Origin of the sequence: Burkholderia sp. IO2 (genome assembly GCF_029522185.1) — a bacterium.
Taxonomy (GTDB): Bacteria; Pseudomonadota; Gammaproteobacteria; order Burkholderiales; family Burkholderiaceae; genus Burkholderia; species Burkholderia cenocepacia.
This window is the reverse complement of record NZ_JAKWFH010000021.1, coordinates 74,295-92,792: the sequence shown is the minus strand read 5'-3', so window position 1 is coordinate 92,792 and position 18,498 is coordinate 74,295. Positions and strand designations below refer to the sequence as shown.

Annotated in this window: 16 protein-coding genes; 13 read left to right on the top strand and 3 right to left on the bottom strand. The window is 69.1% G+C overall.

Annotated elements, in window-relative coordinates:
• Positions 1-2: 2 nt before the first annotated feature.
• Positions 3-1,160 (bottom strand): sn-glycerol-3-phosphate ABC transporter ATP-binding protein UgpC, encoded by a 1,158-nt coding sequence (gene ugpC, locus MMB92_RS15840; protein ID WP_125332597.1) that lies wholly within the window; start codon positions 1,158-1,160, stop codon positions 3-5.
• A 189-nt stretch (positions 1,161-1,349) separates the two neighbouring features.
• On the opposite strand from ugpC, the gene MMB92_RS15835 reads away from it, so the two are divergent.
• Positions 1,350-2,375 (top strand): LacI family DNA-binding transcriptional regulator, encoded by a 1,026-nt coding sequence (locus tag MMB92_RS15835; RefSeq protein WP_048988860.1) that lies wholly within the window; start codon positions 1,350-1,352, stop codon positions 2,373-2,375.
• Between the two features lie 27 nt (positions 2,376-2,402).
• Here MMB92_RS15835 and MMB92_RS15830 read toward each other — a convergent pair whose 3' ends face one another.
• Positions 2,403-3,044, bottom strand: a complete 642-nt coding sequence (locus tag MMB92_RS15830) for a GntR family transcriptional regulator (RefSeq protein WP_193759714.1) — start codon at positions 3,042-3,044, stop codon at positions 2,403-2,405.
• A gap of 131 nt (positions 3,045-3,175) precedes the next feature.
• Here MMB92_RS15830 and MMB92_RS15825 point away from each other — a divergent pair, with 131 nt between their 5' ends.
• A complete protein-coding gene (locus tag MMB92_RS15825; protein ID WP_277562779.1) occupies positions 3,176-3,652 on the top strand; it encodes an OsmC family protein in 477 nt (158 codons plus the stop codon).
• A gap of 18 nt (positions 3,653-3,670) precedes the next feature.
• Here MMB92_RS15825 and MMB92_RS15820 read toward each other — a convergent pair whose 3' ends face one another.
• Positions 3,671-4,621: a LysR family transcriptional regulator gene (locus MMB92_RS15820; RefSeq protein ID WP_006485089.1), complete on the bottom strand. Its 951-nt coding sequence runs from the start codon at positions 4,619-4,621 to the stop codon at positions 3,671-3,673.
• 114 nt (positions 4,622-4,735) lie between these two features.
• Between MMB92_RS15820 and MMB92_RS15815 the strand changes: the two genes are divergently transcribed.
• From MMB92_RS15815 to MMB92_RS15765, 11 genes are all read left to right on the top strand, one after another.
• Positions 4,736-6,487 carry an IlvD/Edd family dehydratase gene (locus tag MMB92_RS15815; RefSeq protein WP_006485093.1) on the top strand — a complete coding sequence of 584 codons (1,752 nt, stop codon included), beginning with the start codon at positions 4,736-4,738 and terminating at the stop codon, positions 6,485-6,487.
• 116 nt (positions 6,488-6,603) lie between these two features.
• Positions 6,604-7,533 (top strand): dihydrodipicolinate synthase family protein, encoded by a 930-nt coding sequence (locus MMB92_RS15810; RefSeq protein ID WP_077021425.1) that lies wholly within the window; start codon positions 6,604-6,606, stop codon positions 7,531-7,533.
• 25 nt (positions 7,534-7,558) lie between these two features.
• Positions 7,559-8,488 carry a Gfo/Idh/MocA family oxidoreductase gene (locus MMB92_RS15805; RefSeq protein WP_048988857.1) on the top strand — a complete coding sequence of 310 codons (930 nt, stop codon included), beginning with the start codon at positions 7,559-7,561 and terminating at the stop codon, positions 8,486-8,488.
• 93 nt (positions 8,489-8,581) lie between these two features.
• Positions 8,582-9,595, top strand: coding sequence for an arabinose ABC transporter substrate-binding protein (locus MMB92_RS15800; RefSeq protein ID WP_006485098.1), 1,014 nt, complete (start codon positions 8,582-8,584; stop codon positions 9,593-9,595).
• A gap of 21 nt (positions 9,596-9,616) precedes the next feature.
• The gene (gene araG, locus MMB92_RS15795) at positions 9,617-11,164 is read left to right on the top strand and encodes an L-arabinose ABC transporter ATP-binding protein AraG (protein ID WP_125332599.1); all 1,548 of its coding nucleotides are present in this window, start codon (positions 9,617-9,619) and stop codon (positions 11,162-11,164) included.
• Between the two features lie 36 nt (positions 11,165-11,200).
• Positions 11,201-12,226: an L-arabinose ABC transporter permease AraH gene (gene araH / locus MMB92_RS15790; RefSeq protein ID WP_006485094.1), complete on the top strand. Its 1,026-nt coding sequence runs from the start codon at positions 11,201-11,203 to the stop codon at positions 12,224-12,226.
• Between the two features lie 56 nt (positions 12,227-12,282).
• Entirely contained in the window at positions 12,283-13,191 is a 909-nt protein-coding gene (locus tag MMB92_RS15785) for an SMP-30/gluconolactonase/LRE family protein (protein WP_077189869.1), read from the top strand.
• A gap of 102 nt (positions 13,192-13,293) precedes the next feature.
• The gene (locus MMB92_RS15780) at positions 13,294-13,797 is read left to right on the top strand and encodes a MarR family winged helix-turn-helix transcriptional regulator (protein ID WP_034203131.1); all 504 of its coding nucleotides are present in this window, start codon (positions 13,294-13,296) and stop codon (positions 13,795-13,797) included.
• Positions 13,798-14,032: 235 nt separating this feature from the next.
• Positions 14,033-14,863, top strand: a complete 831-nt coding sequence (locus tag MMB92_RS15775; protein WP_006494300.1) for a p-hydroxycinnamoyl CoA hydratase/lyase — start codon at positions 14,033-14,035, stop codon at positions 14,861-14,863.
• 70 nt (positions 14,864-14,933) lie between these two features.
• Positions 14,934-16,382, top strand: a complete 1,449-nt coding sequence (locus MMB92_RS15770) for an aldehyde dehydrogenase (protein ID WP_125332601.1) — start codon at positions 14,934-14,936, stop codon at positions 16,380-16,382.
• An 11-nt stretch (positions 16,383-16,393) separates the two neighbouring features.
• Positions 16,394-18,280, top strand: a complete 1,887-nt coding sequence (locus MMB92_RS15765) for a feruloyl-CoA synthase (RefSeq protein ID WP_227746325.1) — start codon at positions 16,394-16,396, stop codon at positions 18,278-18,280.
• The last annotated feature ends 218 nt before the right edge of the window (positions 18,281-18,498 follow it).

The following is an 18,498-nucleotide window of genomic DNA, read 5'->3' as shown; positions in this document are numbered from 1 at the left end:
CCTTATGCGTAGTGGTGAACGTGGACGTCGGCGCACGCGGGCACCGCGCGGCCGTCTTCGGTGAACAGGTGGCAGGCCGCGGCCGGCGCGTGCACGTGCACGCGTTCGCCGGTGCGCACCTGCGCGTCGCCGGGCACCTTCGCGATCAGCGGCGTCGCGTCGGCCAGGCCAGGCGAATCGAGGTGCACGTAGGTCTGTTCGCCCAGGCGTTCGACGAGCGCGACGTCGCGCGCGAGCGTCGTTGCGTCGGCCGCGGCGCCGAGCGTCAGGTGTTCGGGACGGACGCCGAGCGTCACGGTGGCGCCGGCGCCCAGCGCCGAGCCGTCACGCGGCAGCGCGAAGGTTTCGCCGGACGGCACCAGCTTGACGGTCGTGCGCTGCGCGTCGCACGCAGTCACGACGGCCGGCAGGAAGTTCATCCGCGGCGAGCCGATGAAGCCCGCGACGAAGCGGCTGGCCGGGTGGTGGTAAAGGTCGAGCGGCGCGCCGACCTGCGCGATGCTGCCGTGCTGCGCGGTATCCGCGCCGGCGTGCAGCAGCACGATCTTGTCGGCGAGCGTCATCGCCTCGGTCTGGTCGTGCGTCACGTAGACGACGCTCGCGCGTTCGAACTGCCGGTGCAGCCGCGCGATCTCGATGCGGGTCTGGCCGCGCAGCGCCGCGTCGAGATTGGACAGCGGTTCGTCGAACAGGAACACGCCGGGCTCGCGAACGATCGCGCGGCCGATCGCGACGCGCTGCCGCTGGCCGCCCGACAGCGCCTTCGGCTTGCGTTCGAGCAGCGTGTCGAGCTGCAGGATGCGCGCGGCGTCGCGCACCTTCCGGTCGATCTCGGCTTTCGGCACGCGCGCGAGCTTCAGCCCGAACGCCATGTTCTCGTACACCGTCATGTGCGGAAACAGCGCGTAGCTCTGGAACACCATCGCGACGCCGCGCTCGGCGGCCGGCACGTCGTCGACGCGGCGGCCGTCGATCGACAACTCGCCCGCGCTCAGATCCTCGAGCCCGGCGATCATGCGCAACAGGGTCGACTTCCCGCATCCGGACGGCCCGAGAAACACGCAGAACTCGTGCGCGCCGATCTCCAGATCGACGTCGCGAATGACCGGCGCGTGCTCGCCATAGACTTTCTGCACGCGTCGCATCGAGATGCTCGCCATTGTCTCCGCTCCATGTTTTAATGCGTCACACTGCTTGATTAAGCGCTTAATCATCGCGATCAAAAAAAGGGGCGATGCGATCGCGGCCGAGTCGCGCCCGTCGGTCGGGCGGCAGGGTGTGCGGCGATAGTGCGCCGCTTCGGTGAGCGAAGCAAATATTGGATCGACGTCTCATATAATGAGCAAACGATGGCAACTCTGGATGAAGTGGCGCGCCGCGCCGGCGTGACGGCCGCGACGGTGTCGAACGTGCTGCGCGATCGCGGCCGGGTCGGCGACGCGACGCGGGCGCGGGTGCTCGAAGCGGTCGACGCGCTCGGGTATCGCCCGCACCTCGCCGCGCGGGCGCTGGCGGAAGGGCGCGCGCCGACGGTCGCGCTGATGGTATCGAGCATCGCGAACCCGTTCTATCCGGAGTTCGCGCTGGCGGTCGAGCGCGCGGTGCGCCGCAACGGGCAGTTCCTGATCGTCTGCAATACGAACGAAGATCCGTTGCAGGGGCGCGCGTATCTCGACCAGATTGCCGGCACGATCTCCGAAGGGATTCTCGTGACCAATGCGAACCTGCACCTGCCGGACCTGCTCGACGTCGCGCGGCGCGGCGTGCCGGTCGTGCTGTGCCTGTGGGAGCGGCCCGACGCGCCGCCCGACGGGTTGCCGTGCGTGGCGATCGATTTCCGCGAGGCGGGACGGATCGCGACGCGGCATCTGCTCGAACTCGGTCACGAGACAATCGGCGTGATCGTCGGCGGCGCGGCGAGCGGCGTGCAGGCGGCGCGCTACGACGGCTTCGTCGACGTGATGCGCGATGCGGGGCTCGACGCGTCGATCGTCGCGGCCGAGCGTGATTCGATCGAAGGCGGGCTGCGTGCGGCGGGCCGGCTGCTCGATGCGCACCCGCGGTTGACCGCGCTGGTCGCGACCAACGACCTGCCGGCGATCGGCGCGATGCATGCGGCGGCCGATCGTGGCCGGCGCGTGCCCGACGATCTGTCGATCGTCGGCATCACCGACATTCATCTCGCGCGCGACACGCGGCCCACGCTGACGACCGTCGCGATCCCCACCGCCGAAGCGGCCGGCCTCGCAGTCGAGCTGCTCAATACGCTGCGCGAGGCGGGCGGGCAGGGCGACGACGCGTCGCGCGTGCGGGTCGCGTCGCTGCCGACGCTGACGGTGCGCGGCACGACCGGGCCGGTGCCGCGCGCGGCATGACGAAACGCGAGCGGTAGCCCGCCGGCTTCAGCCGCCTTCGACGAGCCGCAGCACGATGCGGCGGGCCGAATCGAGATGCGCGACGGTCATCGCGCGGGCGCCGCGGGCATCGCGTTCGAGGCACGCCTTCAGGATATCGTCGTGTTCGACCTGGAACGACGGGGTATCCGCGAGCAGCGTGGCCTGCAGGCGCTCGTAACGTTCGACCTGGCCGCGCAGTTCGGCGATCGACTTCAGCTGCCGCGCGTTGCCGCAGCACGAATACAGCAACGCGTGGAATTCGCGGTTCAGTTCGCCTTGCCGGCGTGGCACGGTTGCATCGCCGAGCAGCCGATGCACGAGTTCGGCGCGGGCGAGCGTTTCGTCGTCGAGCCGCTTCACGCTGCGGTAGATCGCATCGCCTTCGAGCAGCACGCGCAGATCGTAGATTTCCTGCACGTCCGACGCGCTCAACATGCGCACGACGGCGCCGCGATTCCGGAAGATGTCGAGCAAGCCCTCGCGTTCCAGCCGCTGGATCGCCTCGCGCATCGGAATCCGGCTGATGCCGAAGCGCTCGGCCAGATCGCGCTCGACGAGCCGCTCGCCGGCCGCCAGTTCGCCGTTGATGATCATGTCGCGCAGCGACGCGGCGACCGCGTCCGCCGTGGAGTCGAGTTTGGCTTCCATGCCTGCCTGTTTCGTCATTTTGGAATAATGGTATACCAAACGGCCATCCAGTGCCACAATGGCGACCATCGGCGGGCTTCACGCAACGGCGTCCGGCCCGGTCGAGGCAACCGACATCAATGGAGAGCGAGATGGCATCGGGCGAACACCAGTATCGCGTCGCAGTGGAGTGGACGGGCAATCGTGGCACCGGCACGTCGGGGTATCGCGAGTACGGGCGCGATCATGTGATCCGCGCAGACTCCAAGCCGGATATCCCTGGCTCGTCGGACCCGGCGTTTCGCGGCGACGCGGCGCGCTGGAACCCTGAAGACCTGCTGCTCGCGTCGGCATCGGCGTGCCACAAGCTGTGGTATCTGCACCTGTGTTCGGAAGCCGGCATCCGCGTGCTGGCCTATGTCGACCACGCGGAAGGCACGATGCTCGACGGCGCCGAAGCGGGTCGCTTCACCGAAATCGTGCTGCGCCCGCAGGTGACGATCCGGGCCGGCGACGATCGTGAACGCGCGGCGCAGCTGCATCACGATGCGCATGCGAAGTGCTACATCGCGAATTCGGTCAATTTTCCGATTCGGTGCGAGCCGGTGATCGAGGTTGCCGCGGCGTAGAAAACCGCGGCTGCGTCGTCACAGCGCGACCCCATAAACCTCCCGCGCCGCGGCCCGAATCGCCTCGACCATCACCGTCACCGCCGGCGAATGCAGCCGGTCGGTGCGCGTGATGATCCCGAAATCGTCCATCCGGCAATCCATCTCCAGCGGCAGCATCGTGACGATCCCGTGCCGCGCGTAGTAGCGCGCGACGTCCTCGGCGAGCACCGCGATCATGTCGCTCTGTTCGAGCAGTTGCGTGATGAACAGCAGCGCCGACGTTTCGACGAGGTTCGCCGGCGGCGCGAGGCTCGCGCGCTGGAACACGAGTTCGAAGCGGTGCCGCAGCACGCTGCCGGCCGGCGGCACGACCCACGCGGCGCGCTGGACGTCCGCGAGCGCCAGCGGCGCTTGCGCGAGCAGCGGATGGCCGGGCCGCACGACCGCGGCCACCGATTCGCCGGTCAGCGGCTCGTAGCGCAGGCGCAGCTTGTCGTGTTCGGCGGACAGCCGGCCGAGCACGATGTCGATCTTTTCCTGCGCGAGATGTTCGAGCAGCACGTTGCTGGTGTCGATCTCGACCGACACGTGCAGGCCCGCATGCGTGCCCTTCACCGCGGCGACGGCCGGCGGCACGAGCCGCAGGGCCGGCGACGTGATCGCCCCCACCGCCACGTGGCCGAGATGGCCGGCCTTCAGCGCGGCCAGCTCCTCGCGTGCCTGGTCGAGGCTGCCGAGCGCCGCGCGCGCGTGGCGGATCAGCGCGTCGCCGTACAGCGTCGGCCGCATCCCGCGCGGCAGACGCTCGAACAGCACCGCGCCGATCGATTCCTCGAGTTCGCGCAGCAGCTTCGACGCGGCCGGCTGCGTCATGTTCAGCGCGGCCGCCGCGCGGTGGATGCTGCCTTCGTCGGCGAGCGCGACGACCAGCAGCAACTGGCGCGTCTTCAGGCGGGCGCGGTTTCCCCACGGACTGGCTTCGGTCATCGTACGGGTTTATATCGATATCGGAATCGATATCGTAATCGCCAAAAACGTCATTAGCCAGTTATCAAAATTCTGCCTAGACTGCGCCGGTATCCCGTCACCACAGGACTGACGATGTCGGCAACAAAACCCAGGCTGCGCTCCGCCCAATGGTTCGGCACGAACGACAAGAACGGCTTCATGTACCGGAGCTGGATGAAGAACCAGGGCATTCCCGATCACGAATTCGACGGCCGGCCGATCATCGGCATCTGCAATACGTGGTCCGAACTGACGCCGTGCAACGCGCACTTCCGCAAGCTCGCCGAGCACGTGAAGCGCGGGATTTCGGAAGCGGGCGGCTTCCCGGTCGAGTTCCCGGTGTTCTCGAACGGCGAATCGAACCTGCGGCCGTCGGCGATGCTCACGCGCAACCTCGCGTCGATGGACGTCGAGGAAGCGATCCGCGGCAACCCGATCGACGCGGTCGTGCTGCTCGCCGGCTGCGACAAGACGACGCCCGCGCTGCTGATGGGCGCGGCGAGCTGCGACGTGCCGGCGATCGTCGTGTCGGGCGGCCCGATGCTCAACGGCAAGCTCGAAGGCAAGAACATCGGTTCGGGCACGGCCGTGTGGCAACTGCACGAAGCGCTGAAGGCCGGCGAGATCGACCTGCATCACTTCCTGTCGGCCGAAGCCGGGATGTCGCGCTCGGCCGGCACCTGCAACACGATGGGCACCGCGTCGACGATGGCGTGCATGGCCGAGGCGCTCGGCGTCGCGCTGCCGCACAACGCGGCGATTCCGGCCGTCGATTCGCGCCGCTACGTGCTCGCGCACATGTCGGGCATCCGCATCGTCGAGATGGCGCTCGAAGGGCTCGTGCTGTCGAAGGTCCTGACGCGTGCGGCGTTCGAGAACGCGATCCGCGCGAATGCGGCGATCGGCGGCTCGACCAACGCGGTGATCCACCTGAAGGCGATCGCCGGCCGCATCGGCGTGCCGCTCGAACTGGAAGACTGGATGCGTATCGGCCGCGACACGCCGACGATCGTCGACCTGATGCCGTCGGGGCGCTTCCTGATGGAGGAGTTCTATTACGCGGGCGGGCTGCCGGCCGTGCTGCGCCGGCTCGGCGAAGGCGGGCTGCTGCCGCACCCGGACGCGCTGACGGTCAACGGCAAATCGCTGTGGGACAACGTGCGCGAAGCGCCGAACTACGACGACGAGGTGATTCGTCCGCTCGACCGGCCGCTGATCGCGGACGGCGGGATCTGCATCCTGCGCGGCAATCTCGCGCCGCGCGGCGCGGTGCTGAAACCGTCGGCGGCGAGCCCCGAACTGCTCAAGCATCGCGGCCGCGCGGTGGTGTTCGAGAACCTCGACCACTACAAGGCGACGATCAACGACGAAGCGCTCGACGTCGACGCGAGTTCGGTGATGGTGCTGAAGAACTGCGGGCCGCGCGGCTATCCGGGCATGGCCGAGGTCGGCAACATGGGGCTGCCGCCGAAGCTGCTGCGCCAGGGCGTGAAGGACATGGTGCGGATTTCCGATGCGCGGATGAGCGGCACCGCGTACGGCACGGTCGTGCTGCACGTCGCGCCGGAAGCGGCCGCTGGCGGGCCGCTCGCCGCGGTGCGCAACGGCGACTGGATCGAACTGGACTGCGAGGCCGGCACGCTGCATCTCGACATTCCGGATGAAGAGTTGCAGCGCCGCCTGTCCGACGTCGATCCGACCGCGGCGCCGGGCGTGGCCGGCCAGCTCGGCAAGGGCGGCTACGCGCGGCTGTATATCGATCACGTGCTGCAGGCGGACGAGGGGTGCGACCTCGACTTCCTGGTCGGCACGCGCGGCGCGGACGTGCCGAGCCATTCGCATTGAGCAGGCGGGCGGCGCGACCTGCGTCGCCGCCGGTTGCGGGCCTTCCCGGCCCGCGCTTCATGAAACCGTGAACGCATGACGGCCGGCGACAACCGGGCCGAAGCAGGACGCGAACCATGACATCGAGCAGCACGCCGCGCTATCGCGGCATCTTTCCCGTCGTTCCGACGACGTTTGCCGATACCGGCGAGCTCGACCTCGCGAGCCAGAAGCGCGCGGTCGATTTCATGATCGACGCCGGCTCGGACGGGCTGTGCATCCTCGCGAACTTCTCCGAGCAGTTCGCGATCACCGACGACGAACGCGACGTGCTCACGCGCACGATCCTCGAGCACGTGGCCGGCCGCGTGCCGGTGATCGTCACGACGTCGCACTACAGCACGCAGGTGTGCGCGGCGCGCAGCCTGCGCGCGCAGCAGCTCGGCGCCGCGATGGTGATGATGATGCCGCCGTATCACGGCGCGACGTTCCGCGTGCCGGAAGCGCAGATCTTCGAGTTCTATGCACGCGTGTCCGACGCGATCGCGATCCCGATCATGATCCAGGACGCGCCTGCGAGCGGCACCGCGCTGTCCGCGCCGTTCCTCGCCCGGATGGCGCGCGAGATCGAGCAGGTCGCGTACTTCAAGATCGAGACGCCGGGCGCGGCGAACAAGCTGCGCGAGCTGATCCGGCTCGGCGGTGACGCGATCGAGGGGCCGTGGGATGGCGAGGAAGCGATCACGCTGCTCGCCGACCTCCATGCGGGCGCGACCGGCGCGATGACGGGCGGCGGCTTTCCGGACGGCATCCGGCCGATCCTCGAAGCGTTCCGCGAAGGGCGGCACGACGATGCGTTCGCGCATTACCAGGCGTGGCTGCCGCTGATCAATCACGAGAACCGCCAGTCCGGGATCCTCACCGCGAAGGCGCTGATGCGCGCAGGCGGCGTGATCGCGTGCGAGCGGCCGCGGCATCCGATGCCGGAACTGCACCCGGACACGCGCGCGGAATTGCTCGCGATCGCGCGCCGGCTCGATCCGCTCGTGCTGCGCTGGGCGCGCTGAGCGATTCGCGAAGGAGAAAGGCACGATGAGTGAACCGATTTCGCTGGGCGTCGTCGGGATCGGCAAGATCGCACGCGACCAGCATCTGCCGGCGATCGCCGCCGAACCGGGCTTCGCGCTGACCGCATGCGCGAGCCGTCACGCGGAAGTCACGGGCGTACGCAACTACCCCGACCTGCGCGCGCTGCTCGCCGCCGAACCCGAACTCGACGCGGTGTCGCTGTGCGCGCCGCCGCAGGTGCGCTACGCGCAGGCGCGCGCCGCGCTCGAAGCCGGCAAGCACGTGATGCTCGAGAAGCCGCCGGGCGCGACGCTCGGCGAAGTGGCCGCGCTGGACGCGCTGGCCCGCGAGCGCGGCCTCACGCTGTTCGCGACCTGGCATTCGCGTTGCGCGAGCGCGGTCGAGCCCGCGCGCGCATGGCTCGCGCACCGCGCGATCCGCGCGGTGCAGGTGCGCTGGAAGGAAGACGTGCGGCGCTGGCATCCGGGGCAGCAGTGGATCTGGGAGCCGGGCGGCCTCGGCGTGTTCGATCCGGGCATCAACGCGCTGTCGATCGTCACGCGCATCCTGCCGCGCGAACTCGTGCTGCGCGAGGCGACGCTCATCGTGCCGAGCGACGTGCAGACGCCGATCGCGGCCGAACTCGATTGCGCGGATACCGACGGCGTGCCGGTGCGCGCGGAATTCGACTGGCGCCACGGCCCCGTCGAGCAATGGGAGATCGCGGTCGACACGGCCGACGGCGTGCTCGCGATCAGCCGCGGCGGCGCGCAATTGTCGATCGCGGGCGAGCCGGTCGAGATCGGGCCCGAACGCGAATACCCGGCGCTGTATGCGCACTTCCATGCGCTGATCGCGCGTGGCGAAAGCGATGTCGACGTGCGGCCGCTTCGGCTCGTCGCCGATGCCTTCCTGTTCGGCCGGCGCGTGCAGACCGACGCGTTCGGCCGCTGAACCTGCGCGCGCGCTTCGGTACGAACAAGCGCGCGCGACGAATGATTGATTACGGCACACATCACGGCATCAGCCGATACAAAGGAGACACCCATGAACCGCACGACTCACACGATTCGCCGCCATACCCTGCGCGCGCTGCTGGCCGCGCTCTGCATCGCGCCGCTCGGCATGCAGGGCGCCGCGCACGCCGACGCGCCGCTGAAGATCGGCTTCCTCGTGAAGATGCCGGAGCAGGCGTGGTTCATCAACGAGCAGAACGCGGCGTCCGCGCTCGGCCAGAAGGAGAATTTCTCGGTCGTGAAGATCGGCACGCCGGACGGCGAGAAGGTGCTGGCCGCGATCGACAACCTCGGTTCGCAGGGCGCGCAGGGCTTCGTGATCTGCGCGCCGGATGTACGTCTCGGGCCGGCGATCGCGTCGCGCGCGAAGCGCTACAACATGAAGTTCGTGACGGTCGACGACCAGCTCGTCGATTCGAGCGGCAAGCCGCTGCCGAACGTGCCGCACCTCGGGATGTCGGCGACCAAGATCGGCAACCAGGTCGGCCAGGCGATCGCCGACGAGATGAAGCGGCGCGGCTGGAAGCCGGAAGAAGTCGGCGCGCTGCGCGTGACCAACTACGAGCTGCCGACCGCGAAGCTGCGCACCGACGGCGCGACGCAGGCGCTGCTCGCGAACGGCTTCCGCAAGGAAAACATCTTCGACGCGCCGCAGAAGACCACCGACGACGAAGGCGGCTTCAGTGCGGCGGCGCCGGTGCTCGCGCGCCATCCGAACGTGAAGAAATGGGTGATCTACGCGCTGAACGAGGAAACCGTGCTCGGCGCGGTGCGCGCGACCGAACAGCTGCACATCCCGGCGGCCGACGTGATCGGCGTCGGCATCAACGGCGCGGGCGAGGCGTTCGCCGAGTTCCAGAAGAAGGAGCCGACCGGCTTCTACGGGACGATCGCGGTCAGCTCGACGAACCACGGCAAGGACAGCACGCAGAACCTCGTCGACTGGATCCGCAACGGCAAGACGCCGCCGGCCGACACGCAGACGAGCGGCAAGCTGATGACGCGCGCGAACTGGCAGGCCGTGCGCGCCGAACTCGGTATCTGAGCGGGGCGAGGCGAGAACGCGATGACGATGCAGACGATCACGGCCGCGTCCGGCCACGACGCCGAAGCGGGCATGCGGCCGGACGGCCCGCTGCTCGCGCTCGACGGCATCACGGTGACGTTTCCGGGCGTGCGGGCGCTCGACGCGGTGTCGCTGTCGGTGCGCGCGGGCGAGGTGCACGGGCTGATGGGCGAGAACGGCGCGGGGAAATCGACGCTGCTGAAGGTGCTGTCCGGCGTGAACCAGCCGCAGGCCGGCACGCTGACGCTGAACGGCACGGCGCAGCGCTTCGCGTCGACGCGCGCGGCGCTCGAGGCCGGCATCGCGATCATCTACCAGGAACTGCATCTGGTGCCCGAGCTGACGGTCGCGGAAAACCTGATGCTCGGGCAATTGCCGAGCCGGCTCGGCGTGGTCGACGAGCGCACGCTCGCCGCGCGCGCGCTCGATGCGCTGGAGCGGCTCGGCGAGCACATCGATCCGGGCATCCCGGTGAAGTATCTGTCGATCGGCCAGCGCCAGATGATCGAGATCGGCAAGGCGCTGATGCGCGACGCGCGCGCGATCGCGTTCGACGAACCGACGAGTTCGCTGTCCGCGCGCGAAACCACGCAGCTGTTCCGGATCATCCGCGCGCTGCGCGCGGAAGGCCGCGCGATCATCTACGTCACGCACCGGATGGAGGAGGTCTATGAACTGTGCGACCGCGTGACGGTGTTTCGCGACGGTCGCCGCATCGACACGTTCGATTCCGTCGCCGATCTCGACCGCGACCGGCTGATCGGCTGCATGGTCGGCCGTTCGATCGAGGACGTGTACGGCTACCGGCCGCGTGCGGCCGGCGACGTGCTGATCGAAGCGAAGGGGCTGGCGGGGCCGGGGCTGGCCGAGCCCGTGTCGTTCACCGCGCGGCGCGGCGAGATCGTCGGCTTCTTCGGGCTCGTCGGCGCGGGCCGCTCCGAGCTGATGAAGCTGCTGTACGGCGCGGTGCGACCGAGCGCCGGGCACGTCGAGCTGAACGGCAAGCGGGTGGCGTTCGGCAGCCCGCGCGACGCGGTGCGCGCCGGCATCGCGCTGTGCCCGGAAGACCGCAAGCAGGAAGGCATCGTCGCGATCGCGTCGGTGGCCGACAACCTGAACATCAGCGCGCGCCGTCATTTCAGCCCGGCGCGCGTGCTGCTCGACGGGCGGCGCGAACGCGAGCTCGCGCAGCAATACATCGAGCGCCTCGCGATCAAGACCCGCGACGGCGACACGCCGATCGGCGCGCTGTCGGGCGGCAACCAGCAGAAGGTCGTGCTCGCGCGCTGGCTGGCCGAGCGCATCGACGTGTTCCTGATGGACGAGCCGACGCGCGGTATCGACGTCGGCGCGCGCGCGGAAATCTACAACCTGTTCTACGAACTCGCGGAAGCGGGCCGCACCGTGATCCTCGTGTCGAGCGATCTGGCCGAGGTGATCGGCGTGTCGGACCGCATCGTCGTGATGAAGGAAGGACGGATCGCGGGCGAGGTCGCGAAGGCGCACGCGACGCCCGATGCGCTGATCAAGCTCGCGCTGCCGCGCTAGCGGCGTGCTGTTCAACCGGAAAGCAAGTGAACTGATATGAGCCAGGCAATGCAACCCCAACGTACTTCCCCGTCCCCGGATGCCGCGGCCGCGGCCACGCCCGCGCGGCCACGCGGCGGCGTGTGGCAGCTGATCAACCGCTCCGGCATCGTGATGGTGTTTCTCGTGCTGTTCGCGGTGCTGTCGATGACCGTGCCGGACTTCCTCACGCCGCGCAACATCCAGGGCCTGCTGCTGTCGGTCACGCTGATCGGCTCGATCGCGGTGACGATGATGTTCGTGCTCGCGCTCGGCGAGGTCGACCTGTCGGTCGCGTCGATCGTCGCGTTCTCGGGCGTCGTCGCGTCGACGCTGATCACCGCGACGCACAGCGTCGTGCTGGGTATCGCGGCCGGCGTGCTCGCCGGTGGGGCGGTCGGGCTCGTGAACGGCGTGCTGATCGCACGCTACCGGATCAACTCGCTGATCGTCACGCTCGCGATGATGGAAGTCGTGCGCGGGCTCGCGTTCATCACGTCGAACGGCGACGCGGTGATGATCTCGGAAGAGCGCTTCTTCGATCTCGGCGGCGGGTCGTTCCTCGGTATTTCGTATCCGATCTGGAGCAACATCGTCGGCTTCGTCGTGTTCGGTTTCCTGCTGCGCAAGACGGTGTTCGGCAAGAACGTGCTGGCCGTCGGCGGCAACGGCGAGGCGGCGCTGCTCGCGGGGCTGCCGGTGATGCGCATCAAGATCGCCGTGTTCGTGCTGCAAGGGCTCGTGACCGGCTTCGCCGGCGTGATGCTCGCGTCGCGGATGAGCCTCGGCGACCCGAAGACGTCGGTCGGCCTCGAACTCGGCGTGATCTCCGCATGTGTGCTCGGCGGCGTGTCGCTGACGGGCGGCGTCGCGACGATCTCCGGCGTGCTGGTCGGCGTGCTGATCATGGGCTCCGTGCAGGATGCGATGAGCCTGCTGAACGTGCCGACCTTTTACCAATATCTGATACGCGGCGGAATTCTGTTGCTCGCGGTGCTGTTCGACCAGTATCGTCGCAACCAGCGGCGCGCGATGAAGATCTGACTTCGGTGATGGCGCGGCCGCCCGCGAACGCGACAGATCAGACATCGGGAGACGGCATGCAACAGACTCATCCGGCCGCGTCGGCGACGCTGCTGGCCGACAGCCGCAACACGCTCGGCGAAGGCGCGACGTGGTGCGACAGGACGCACGCGCTGTATTGGGTGGACATCGAAGGCGCGCGGCTGTGGCGCTGCCGCGCGGACGGCTCGGACCTCGCGCAGTGGGCGATGCCCGAACGGCTCGCGTGCTTCGCGCTGACCGACGAGCCGGACGTGCTGCTCGTCGGGCTCGCGACCCATCTCGCGTTCTTCGACCTGCGCAGCGGCGCGTTCACGCGGATCGTCGACGTCGAGCCCGACTTGCCGACGCGGCTCAACGACGGGCGCGGCGACGGGGCCGGCGCATTCGTGTTCGGGATGAAGGACGAAGGCGCCGAGCCGCCGCGCGCGGTCGGCGGGTTCTATCGCCTCAACCCCGACCTCACGCTCGAACGGCTCGCGTTGCCGCCGGCCGCGATCGCGAACAGCATCGGGTTCTCGCCGGACGGTTCGAAGATGTATTTCTGCGATTCGCTGGTGCGCGAGATTTTCGTGTGCGATTACCGTGCGGGTGGCGACGTCGCGAACGTGCGGCCGTTCGCGCGGCTGATCGATGCCAATGGTGATCCGGACGGGTCGATCGTCGATCGCGACGGTGGGCTGTGGAATGCGCAGTGGGGCGGCAGGCGCGTGGTGCGTTATGGGCCGGACGGGGTCGAGACGGATCGCGTTGAAGTGCCGACCGCGCAGCCGAGCTGCGTTGCGATCGACGGTGAAGGCCGGCTGTATGTGACGAGTGCGCGTGTTGACCTGAGCGATGACGCGCTGGCCGGCGATGTGCACGCGGGCGGCGTGTTCGTCGCGCAGACGCGCTACGCGGGGCTGCCGACCGCGCGGTTCGCGGGCCGGCGCGCGTCGCACGGCTGACCGCCGCAGCCGACCGCGCGTACCGCGCGTGTCGCGTACAACCGGACAGAACGACGTTTCGCGTGCTGGTAAGATGGCTCGCAATTCCATCCAGCACGCGCCATGAGTTCCACCCCGACCAAGCCCGCCCGTTCGAAACCCGCCGCGAAGGACGCCGCCCGCGCCACGGGCGACAAGCCGAAAGCGCGCGTGCAACAACGTCTGACCTACGTGATCGGCGGCCTCGACAGGCTGCTGCGCCGTCACATGACCGACGCGCTCGCGCCGCTCGGCATCACGCTCGCGCAATACACGGCGCTGTCGGTGCTCGAGGCGCGCGGCGCATCGTCGAACGCGCAACTGGCCGAGCGCTCGTGGATCACGCCGCAATCGGCGAACGAGGTGATGAGCGTGATGGCCGCGCGCGGTTTCGTCACGCGCGAAGCCGACCCGTCGCACGGCCGCATCATCCTGCTGAAGCTGACCGACGCAGGCGCGGCGATGCTGCGCGAATGCGAAGCCGTGCTGCGCCCGCTCGAGGCCCGCATGCTGGGCGACATCCCGGCCGACGACGCCGCGCACGTGCAGCGCGCGCTCGAACTGTTCTCGCGCAACCTGCGCGGCTGAGCGCCTCCCCGATTTTCACGACGCGGGCCCGTTCGGCCCGTGCGCGCTTCGTCCGCGCCATCGGCGATCGCTCGACCGCTCCCTGATTTCCCCGCCGCATTCTCCGGTTTCCGCTCCGGGTTTACACCGGCGCTCGTGCCGCTTGCAATATCAGGTAGCCTGATATTAAATGAAGTCGTCCGCAGCACGCAGGCTGCGCACCGAATCGCACTGGAAACGAACGACAGGAACAGACATGAGCAAGTACGACAACCGCTGGCAGACCGTTGAAGTGAAAGTGGAGGCCGGCATCGCGTGGGTGACGTTGAATCGCCCCGAGAAGCGCAACGCAATGAGCCCCACGCTGAACCAGGAGATGCTTCAGGTGCTCGACGCGGTCGAGTTCGACGACGAGGCGAAGGTGCTCGTCCTGACCGGCGCGGGGGCCGCATGGACGGCCGGCATGGATCTGAAGGAGTATTTCCGCGAGATCGACGGCGGCCCGGACGCGTTGCAGGAAAAGGTGCGCCGCGACGCATCGGAATGGCAGTGGCGCCGCCTGCGGATGTACGGCAAGCCGACCATCGCGATGGTGAACGGCTGGTGCTTCGGCGGCGGGTTCTCGCCGCTCGTCGCGTGTGACCTCGCGATCGCGGCCGACGAAGCGGTGTTCGGGCTGTCGGAGATCAACTGGGGCATCCCGCCCGGCAACCTCGTCAGCAAGGCGATGGCCGACACGGTCGGACACCGCCGCGCGCTGCACTACATCATGACCGGCGACACGTTCACCGGCGTCGAAGCAGCGGAGATGGGCCTCGTGAACAGCAGCGTGCCGCTCGCCGGGCTGCGCGACGCGACGATCGCGCTCGCGGCACGGCTGATGGACAAGAACCCGGTCGTGCTGCGCGCGGCGAAGCACGGCTTCAAGCGCTCGCGCGAACTCACGTGGGAGCAGTGCGAGGATTACCTGTATGCGAAGCTCGACCAGGCGCAACTGCGCGACCCGGAGCGCGGCCGCGAACAGGGGCTGAAGCAGTTCCTCGACGACAAGGCGATCAAGCCGGGTCTGCAAGCCTACAAGCGCTGATACAAGCGCGGACGCAGCCGCCGGCTTCCCGCCGGCGTAATCGCAAGAGACAGGCAAGGCAGGAGACGACATGACCGACAGACGGATGCTGATCGGCGGCGAGTGGTGCACCGCCCGCGACGGCCGCACTTTCGACCGCTTCAACCCCGCGACGGGCGCGCTTGCGTCGCGCGCGCCGGCGGCCGGCAGCGCCGACGCCGACGCGGCGATCGACGCCGCGCACCGCGCGTTCCCCGCATGGGCGGCGCTCGCGCCGACCGAGCGCCGCCGGCTGCTGCTGAAGGCGGCCGACCTGATGGACGCGCGCATCGACGAGATCATCGCGACCGGCGTCGCCGAAACCGGCGCGACGCCCGGCTGGATCGGCTTCAACGTGACGCTCGCGGCGAACATGCTGCGCGAGGCCGCGTCGATGACGACGCAGATCGCCGGCGACGTGATTCCGTCCGACGTACCGGGCAATCTCGCGCTCGCGATGCGGGTGCCGTGCGGCGTGGTGCTCGGCATCGCGCCGTGGAACGCGCCGGTGATCCTCGGCACGCGGGCGCTGGCGATGCCGCTTGCGTGCGGCAACACGGTCGTGCTGAAGGCGTCCGAGGCGTGCCCGGGCGTGCACGCGCTGATCGGCGCGGTGCTGGACGAAGCCGGGCTCGGCGCCGGCGTGGTCAACGTGATCACGCACGCGGCGGCCGATGCACCGGCGCTTGTCGAACGGATGATCGCGCATCCGCATGTGAAGCGGATCAACTTCACCGGGTCGACGCACGTCGGCCGCATCATCGCGCGCCACGCGGCCGCGCACCTGAAACCCGTGCTGCTCGAACTCGGCGGCAAGGCGCCGGTGCTGGTGCTCGACGATGCGGATCTCGATGCAGCCGTCGACGCGATCGCGTTCGGCGCGTTCTTCAACCAGGGGCAGATCTGCATGTCGACCGAGCGCGTGATCGCCGCGCGGCCGGTCGCCGATGCGCTCGTCGAGCGGCTCGCCGCAAAGGCGCGCACGCTGGTTGCCGGCGATCCGCTGGCCGGCCATCCGCTCGGCACGATGGTCGATGCGTCGGCCGCCGCGCGCGCGGCGTCGCTGGTCGAGGATGCGCGTGCGCACGGTGCGCATCTGCCGCTCGGCTGCCGCGTCGAAGGCGCGACGATGCAGCCGGCGATCGTCGACGGCGTGACGCCCGAGATGCGCCTGTATCGCGAGGAATCGTTCGCGCCGGTCGTCGCGATCCTGCGTGCGGACAACGACGACGAAGCGGTCGCGCTCGCGAACGACAGCGAGTTCGGGCTGTCGGCGAGCGTGTTCAGCCGCGACGTCGCGCGCGCGATGGCGGTCGCGCGCCGAATCGAATCGGGGATCTGCCACATCAACGGGCCGACCGTGCACGACGAAGCGCAGATGCCGTTCGGCGGCACGAAGGCGAGCGGCTACGGCCGCTTCGGCAGCCGCGCGTCGATCGCCGAATTCACCGAGCTGCGCTGGATCACCGTGCAGACCGCGCCACGGCATTACCCGGTATGAGCGAGCCGACGATGAATGTTGAGACGCCCGCCAGCGGCCCGATGAACGACACGGGCGCCGTGCGCTATCGCGCGGCCGCCGTCGCGGTCGGCGCGGCCGAGATTCGCCGCGCCGACGACGGTACCTGGTACCTGCGCTCGCGCGAACCGCTCGGCGATTACCCGACTCGCGTGACCGACTGCCTCGTGCGCGGCGCGCAAGCGCATCCGGACCGTGTGCTGGCCGCGCGGCGCGGCGCCGACGGCCGCTGGATCGAGATCACGTACGCGCGGATGCTCGAACGCGCCCGCGCGCTCGGCCAGGGCCTCGTCGATCTCGGGCTGTCGGCCGAGCGCCCGCTCGCGGTGCTGTCCGGCAACGACCTCGAGCATCTGCAGCTGATGTTCGCGGCGATGCTGGCCGGCGTGCCGTACTCGCCGATCTCGCCCGCGTATTCGCTGGTGTCGACCGACTACGGCAAGCTGCGTCACACGCTCGGCGTGCTGCGGCCGGGCGCGGTGTTCGTCGCCGAACGCGCGCCGTTCGCGCGGGCGCTCGATGCGACGTTGCCGGCCGATGCGGCGCTGATCGTCGCGCACGATGCCGATGTCGATGCCGAGGGCCGCGCGGTGCCGCTGTCGCGCCTGCTCGCTACCGCCCCGCGCACGATCGACGCGATTCACGAGGCGGTCGGCCCCGACCATCTCGCGAAGATCCTGTTCACGTCCGGCTCGACGAAGCAGCCGAAGGCCGTGCCGACCACGCACCGGATGCTGTGCAGCAACCAGCAGATGTTGCGCCAGACGATGCCGGAACTGACGCGCGAGCCGCCGGTGCTGGTCGACTGGCTGCCGTGGAATCACACGTTCGGCGGCAGCCACAACTTGGGCATCGCGCTGTACAACGGCGGCACGCTGTATATCGACGACGGTCGCCCGGTGCCCGGCCGCTTCGACGAAACCGTGCGCAACCTGCGCGAGATCGCGCCGACGATCTACTTCAACGTGCCGAAGGGCTGGGAGGAACTGACCGCCGCGCTCGAACGCGATGCCGAATTGCGCGACACGTTCTTCTCGCGCGTGAAGCTGTATTTCTTCGGCGGCGCGGGGCTGTCGCAGGCCGCGTGGGACCGGCTCGATCGCGTGACCGAAGCGCATTGCGGCGAGCGCATCCGGATCATGGCCGGCCTCGGGATGACGGAGGCGTCGCCGTCGTGCCTGTTTACGACGGGGCCGCTGATGCGCGCCGGGTATATCGGGCTGCCCGCGCCCGGCTGCGACGCGAAGCTGGTGCCGTGCGGCGGCAAGCACGAACTGCGCTTCAAGGGGCCGAACGTGATGCGCGGCTACTGGCACGCGGACGTCGATCCGCGCGACGTGTTCGACGACGAAGGCTACTACCGCAGCGGCGACGCAGGCGTCTTCGCCGATCCGGCGCGGCCGGAACTCGGGCTGCTGTTCGACGGGCGGCTGACCGAGGATTTCAAGCTGAGCAGCGGCACGTTCGTCAGCGTCGGGCCGTTGCGCGCGAACGCGGTGTCGACGGGCGCGCCGTACGTGCAGGACGTGGTCGTCACCGGGATCAATCGCGACGACATCGGCTTGCTGGTGTTTCCGCGTGTCGACGCGTGCCGTGCGCTGGCGGGGCTCGCCGCCGATGCGTCGGTGACCGACGTGCTGCGCGCGCCGGCCGTGCGCGCGGCGTTCGCGGCGTGGCTTGCCGCGCTGAACCGGAACGCGAGCGGCGGATCGACGTTCGTCGCGCGGATCCGGCTGATCGACACGCCGCCGTCGCTCGATCTCGGCGAAGTGACCGACAAAGGTTCGCTGAACCAGGCGGCCGTGCAGAAGCATCGCGCGGCGGCGATCGAAGCACTGTACGACCCGGCGCGGCGCGATCCCGACGTGATTTACGCGTAAGCGCACGCACGGGCAGCAACGAGCAGCAAGCAGTCAGCAACAACAAGCAGGCACAACGACCGGCCGGCCACGACACCGGCGGGCATTCTTGCGGCCAGTGAATCAGGTTGCCTGATAAAGGCGGCCTTTCATTCGACACCTCGCGCGCCGAACCGCCACTGGCCGGCGGCGGCGCGACGGTCGTTGCACGGCCGACCGACTACAAAGACATGGGACTG

What these genes read in the sequence shown, in the direction of transcription:
- ugpC (WP_125332597.1), bottom strand. Translation starts at nt 1,160, where the DNA reads ATGGCGAGCATCTCGATGCGACGCGTGCAGAAAGTCTATGGCGAGCAC.
- MMB92_RS15835 (WP_048988860.1), top strand. Translation starts at nt 1,350, where the DNA reads ATGGCAACTCTGGATGAAGTGGCGCGCCGCGCCGGCGTGACGGCCGCG.
- MMB92_RS15830 (WP_193759714.1), bottom strand. Translation starts at nt 3,044, where the DNA reads ATGGAAGCCAAACTCGACTCCACGGCGGACGCGGTCGCCGCGTCGCTG.
- MMB92_RS15825 (WP_277562779.1), top strand. Translation starts at nt 3,176, where the DNA reads ATGGCATCGGGCGAACACCAGTATCGCGTCGCAGTGGAGTGGACGGGC.
- MMB92_RS15820 (WP_006485089.1), bottom strand. Translation starts at nt 4,621, where the DNA reads ATGACCGAAGCCAGTCCGTGGGGAAACCGCGCCCGCCTGAAGACGCGC.
- MMB92_RS15815 (WP_006485093.1), top strand. Translation starts at nt 4,736, where the DNA reads ATGTCGGCAACAAAACCCAGGCTGCGCTCCGCCCAATGGTTCGGCACG.
- MMB92_RS15810 (WP_077021425.1), top strand. Translation starts at nt 6,604, where the DNA reads ATGACATCGAGCAGCACGCCGCGCTATCGCGGCATCTTTCCCGTCGTT.
- MMB92_RS15805 (WP_048988857.1), top strand. Translation starts at nt 7,559, where the DNA reads ATGAGTGAACCGATTTCGCTGGGCGTCGTCGGGATCGGCAAGATCGCA.
- MMB92_RS15800 (WP_006485098.1), top strand. Translation starts at nt 8,582, where the DNA reads ATGAACCGCACGACTCACACGATTCGCCGCCATACCCTGCGCGCGCTG.
- araG (WP_125332599.1), top strand. Translation starts at nt 9,617, where the DNA reads ATGACGATGCAGACGATCACGGCCGCGTCCGGCCACGACGCCGAAGCG.
- araH (WP_006485094.1), top strand. Translation starts at nt 11,201, where the DNA reads ATGAGCCAGGCAATGCAACCCCAACGTACTTCCCCGTCCCCGGATGCC.
- MMB92_RS15785 (WP_077189869.1), top strand. Translation starts at nt 12,283, where the DNA reads ATGCAACAGACTCATCCGGCCGCGTCGGCGACGCTGCTGGCCGACAGC.
- MMB92_RS15780 (WP_034203131.1), top strand. Translation starts at nt 13,294, where the DNA reads ATGAGTTCCACCCCGACCAAGCCCGCCCGTTCGAAACCCGCCGCGAAG.
- MMB92_RS15775 (WP_006494300.1), top strand. Translation starts at nt 14,033, where the DNA reads ATGAGCAAGTACGACAACCGCTGGCAGACCGTTGAAGTGAAAGTGGAG.
- MMB92_RS15770 (WP_125332601.1), top strand. Translation starts at nt 14,934, where the DNA reads ATGACCGACAGACGGATGCTGATCGGCGGCGAGTGGTGCACCGCCCGC.
- MMB92_RS15765 (WP_227746325.1), top strand. Translation starts at nt 16,394, where the DNA reads ATGAATGTTGAGACGCCCGCCAGCGGCCCGATGAACGACACGGGCGCC.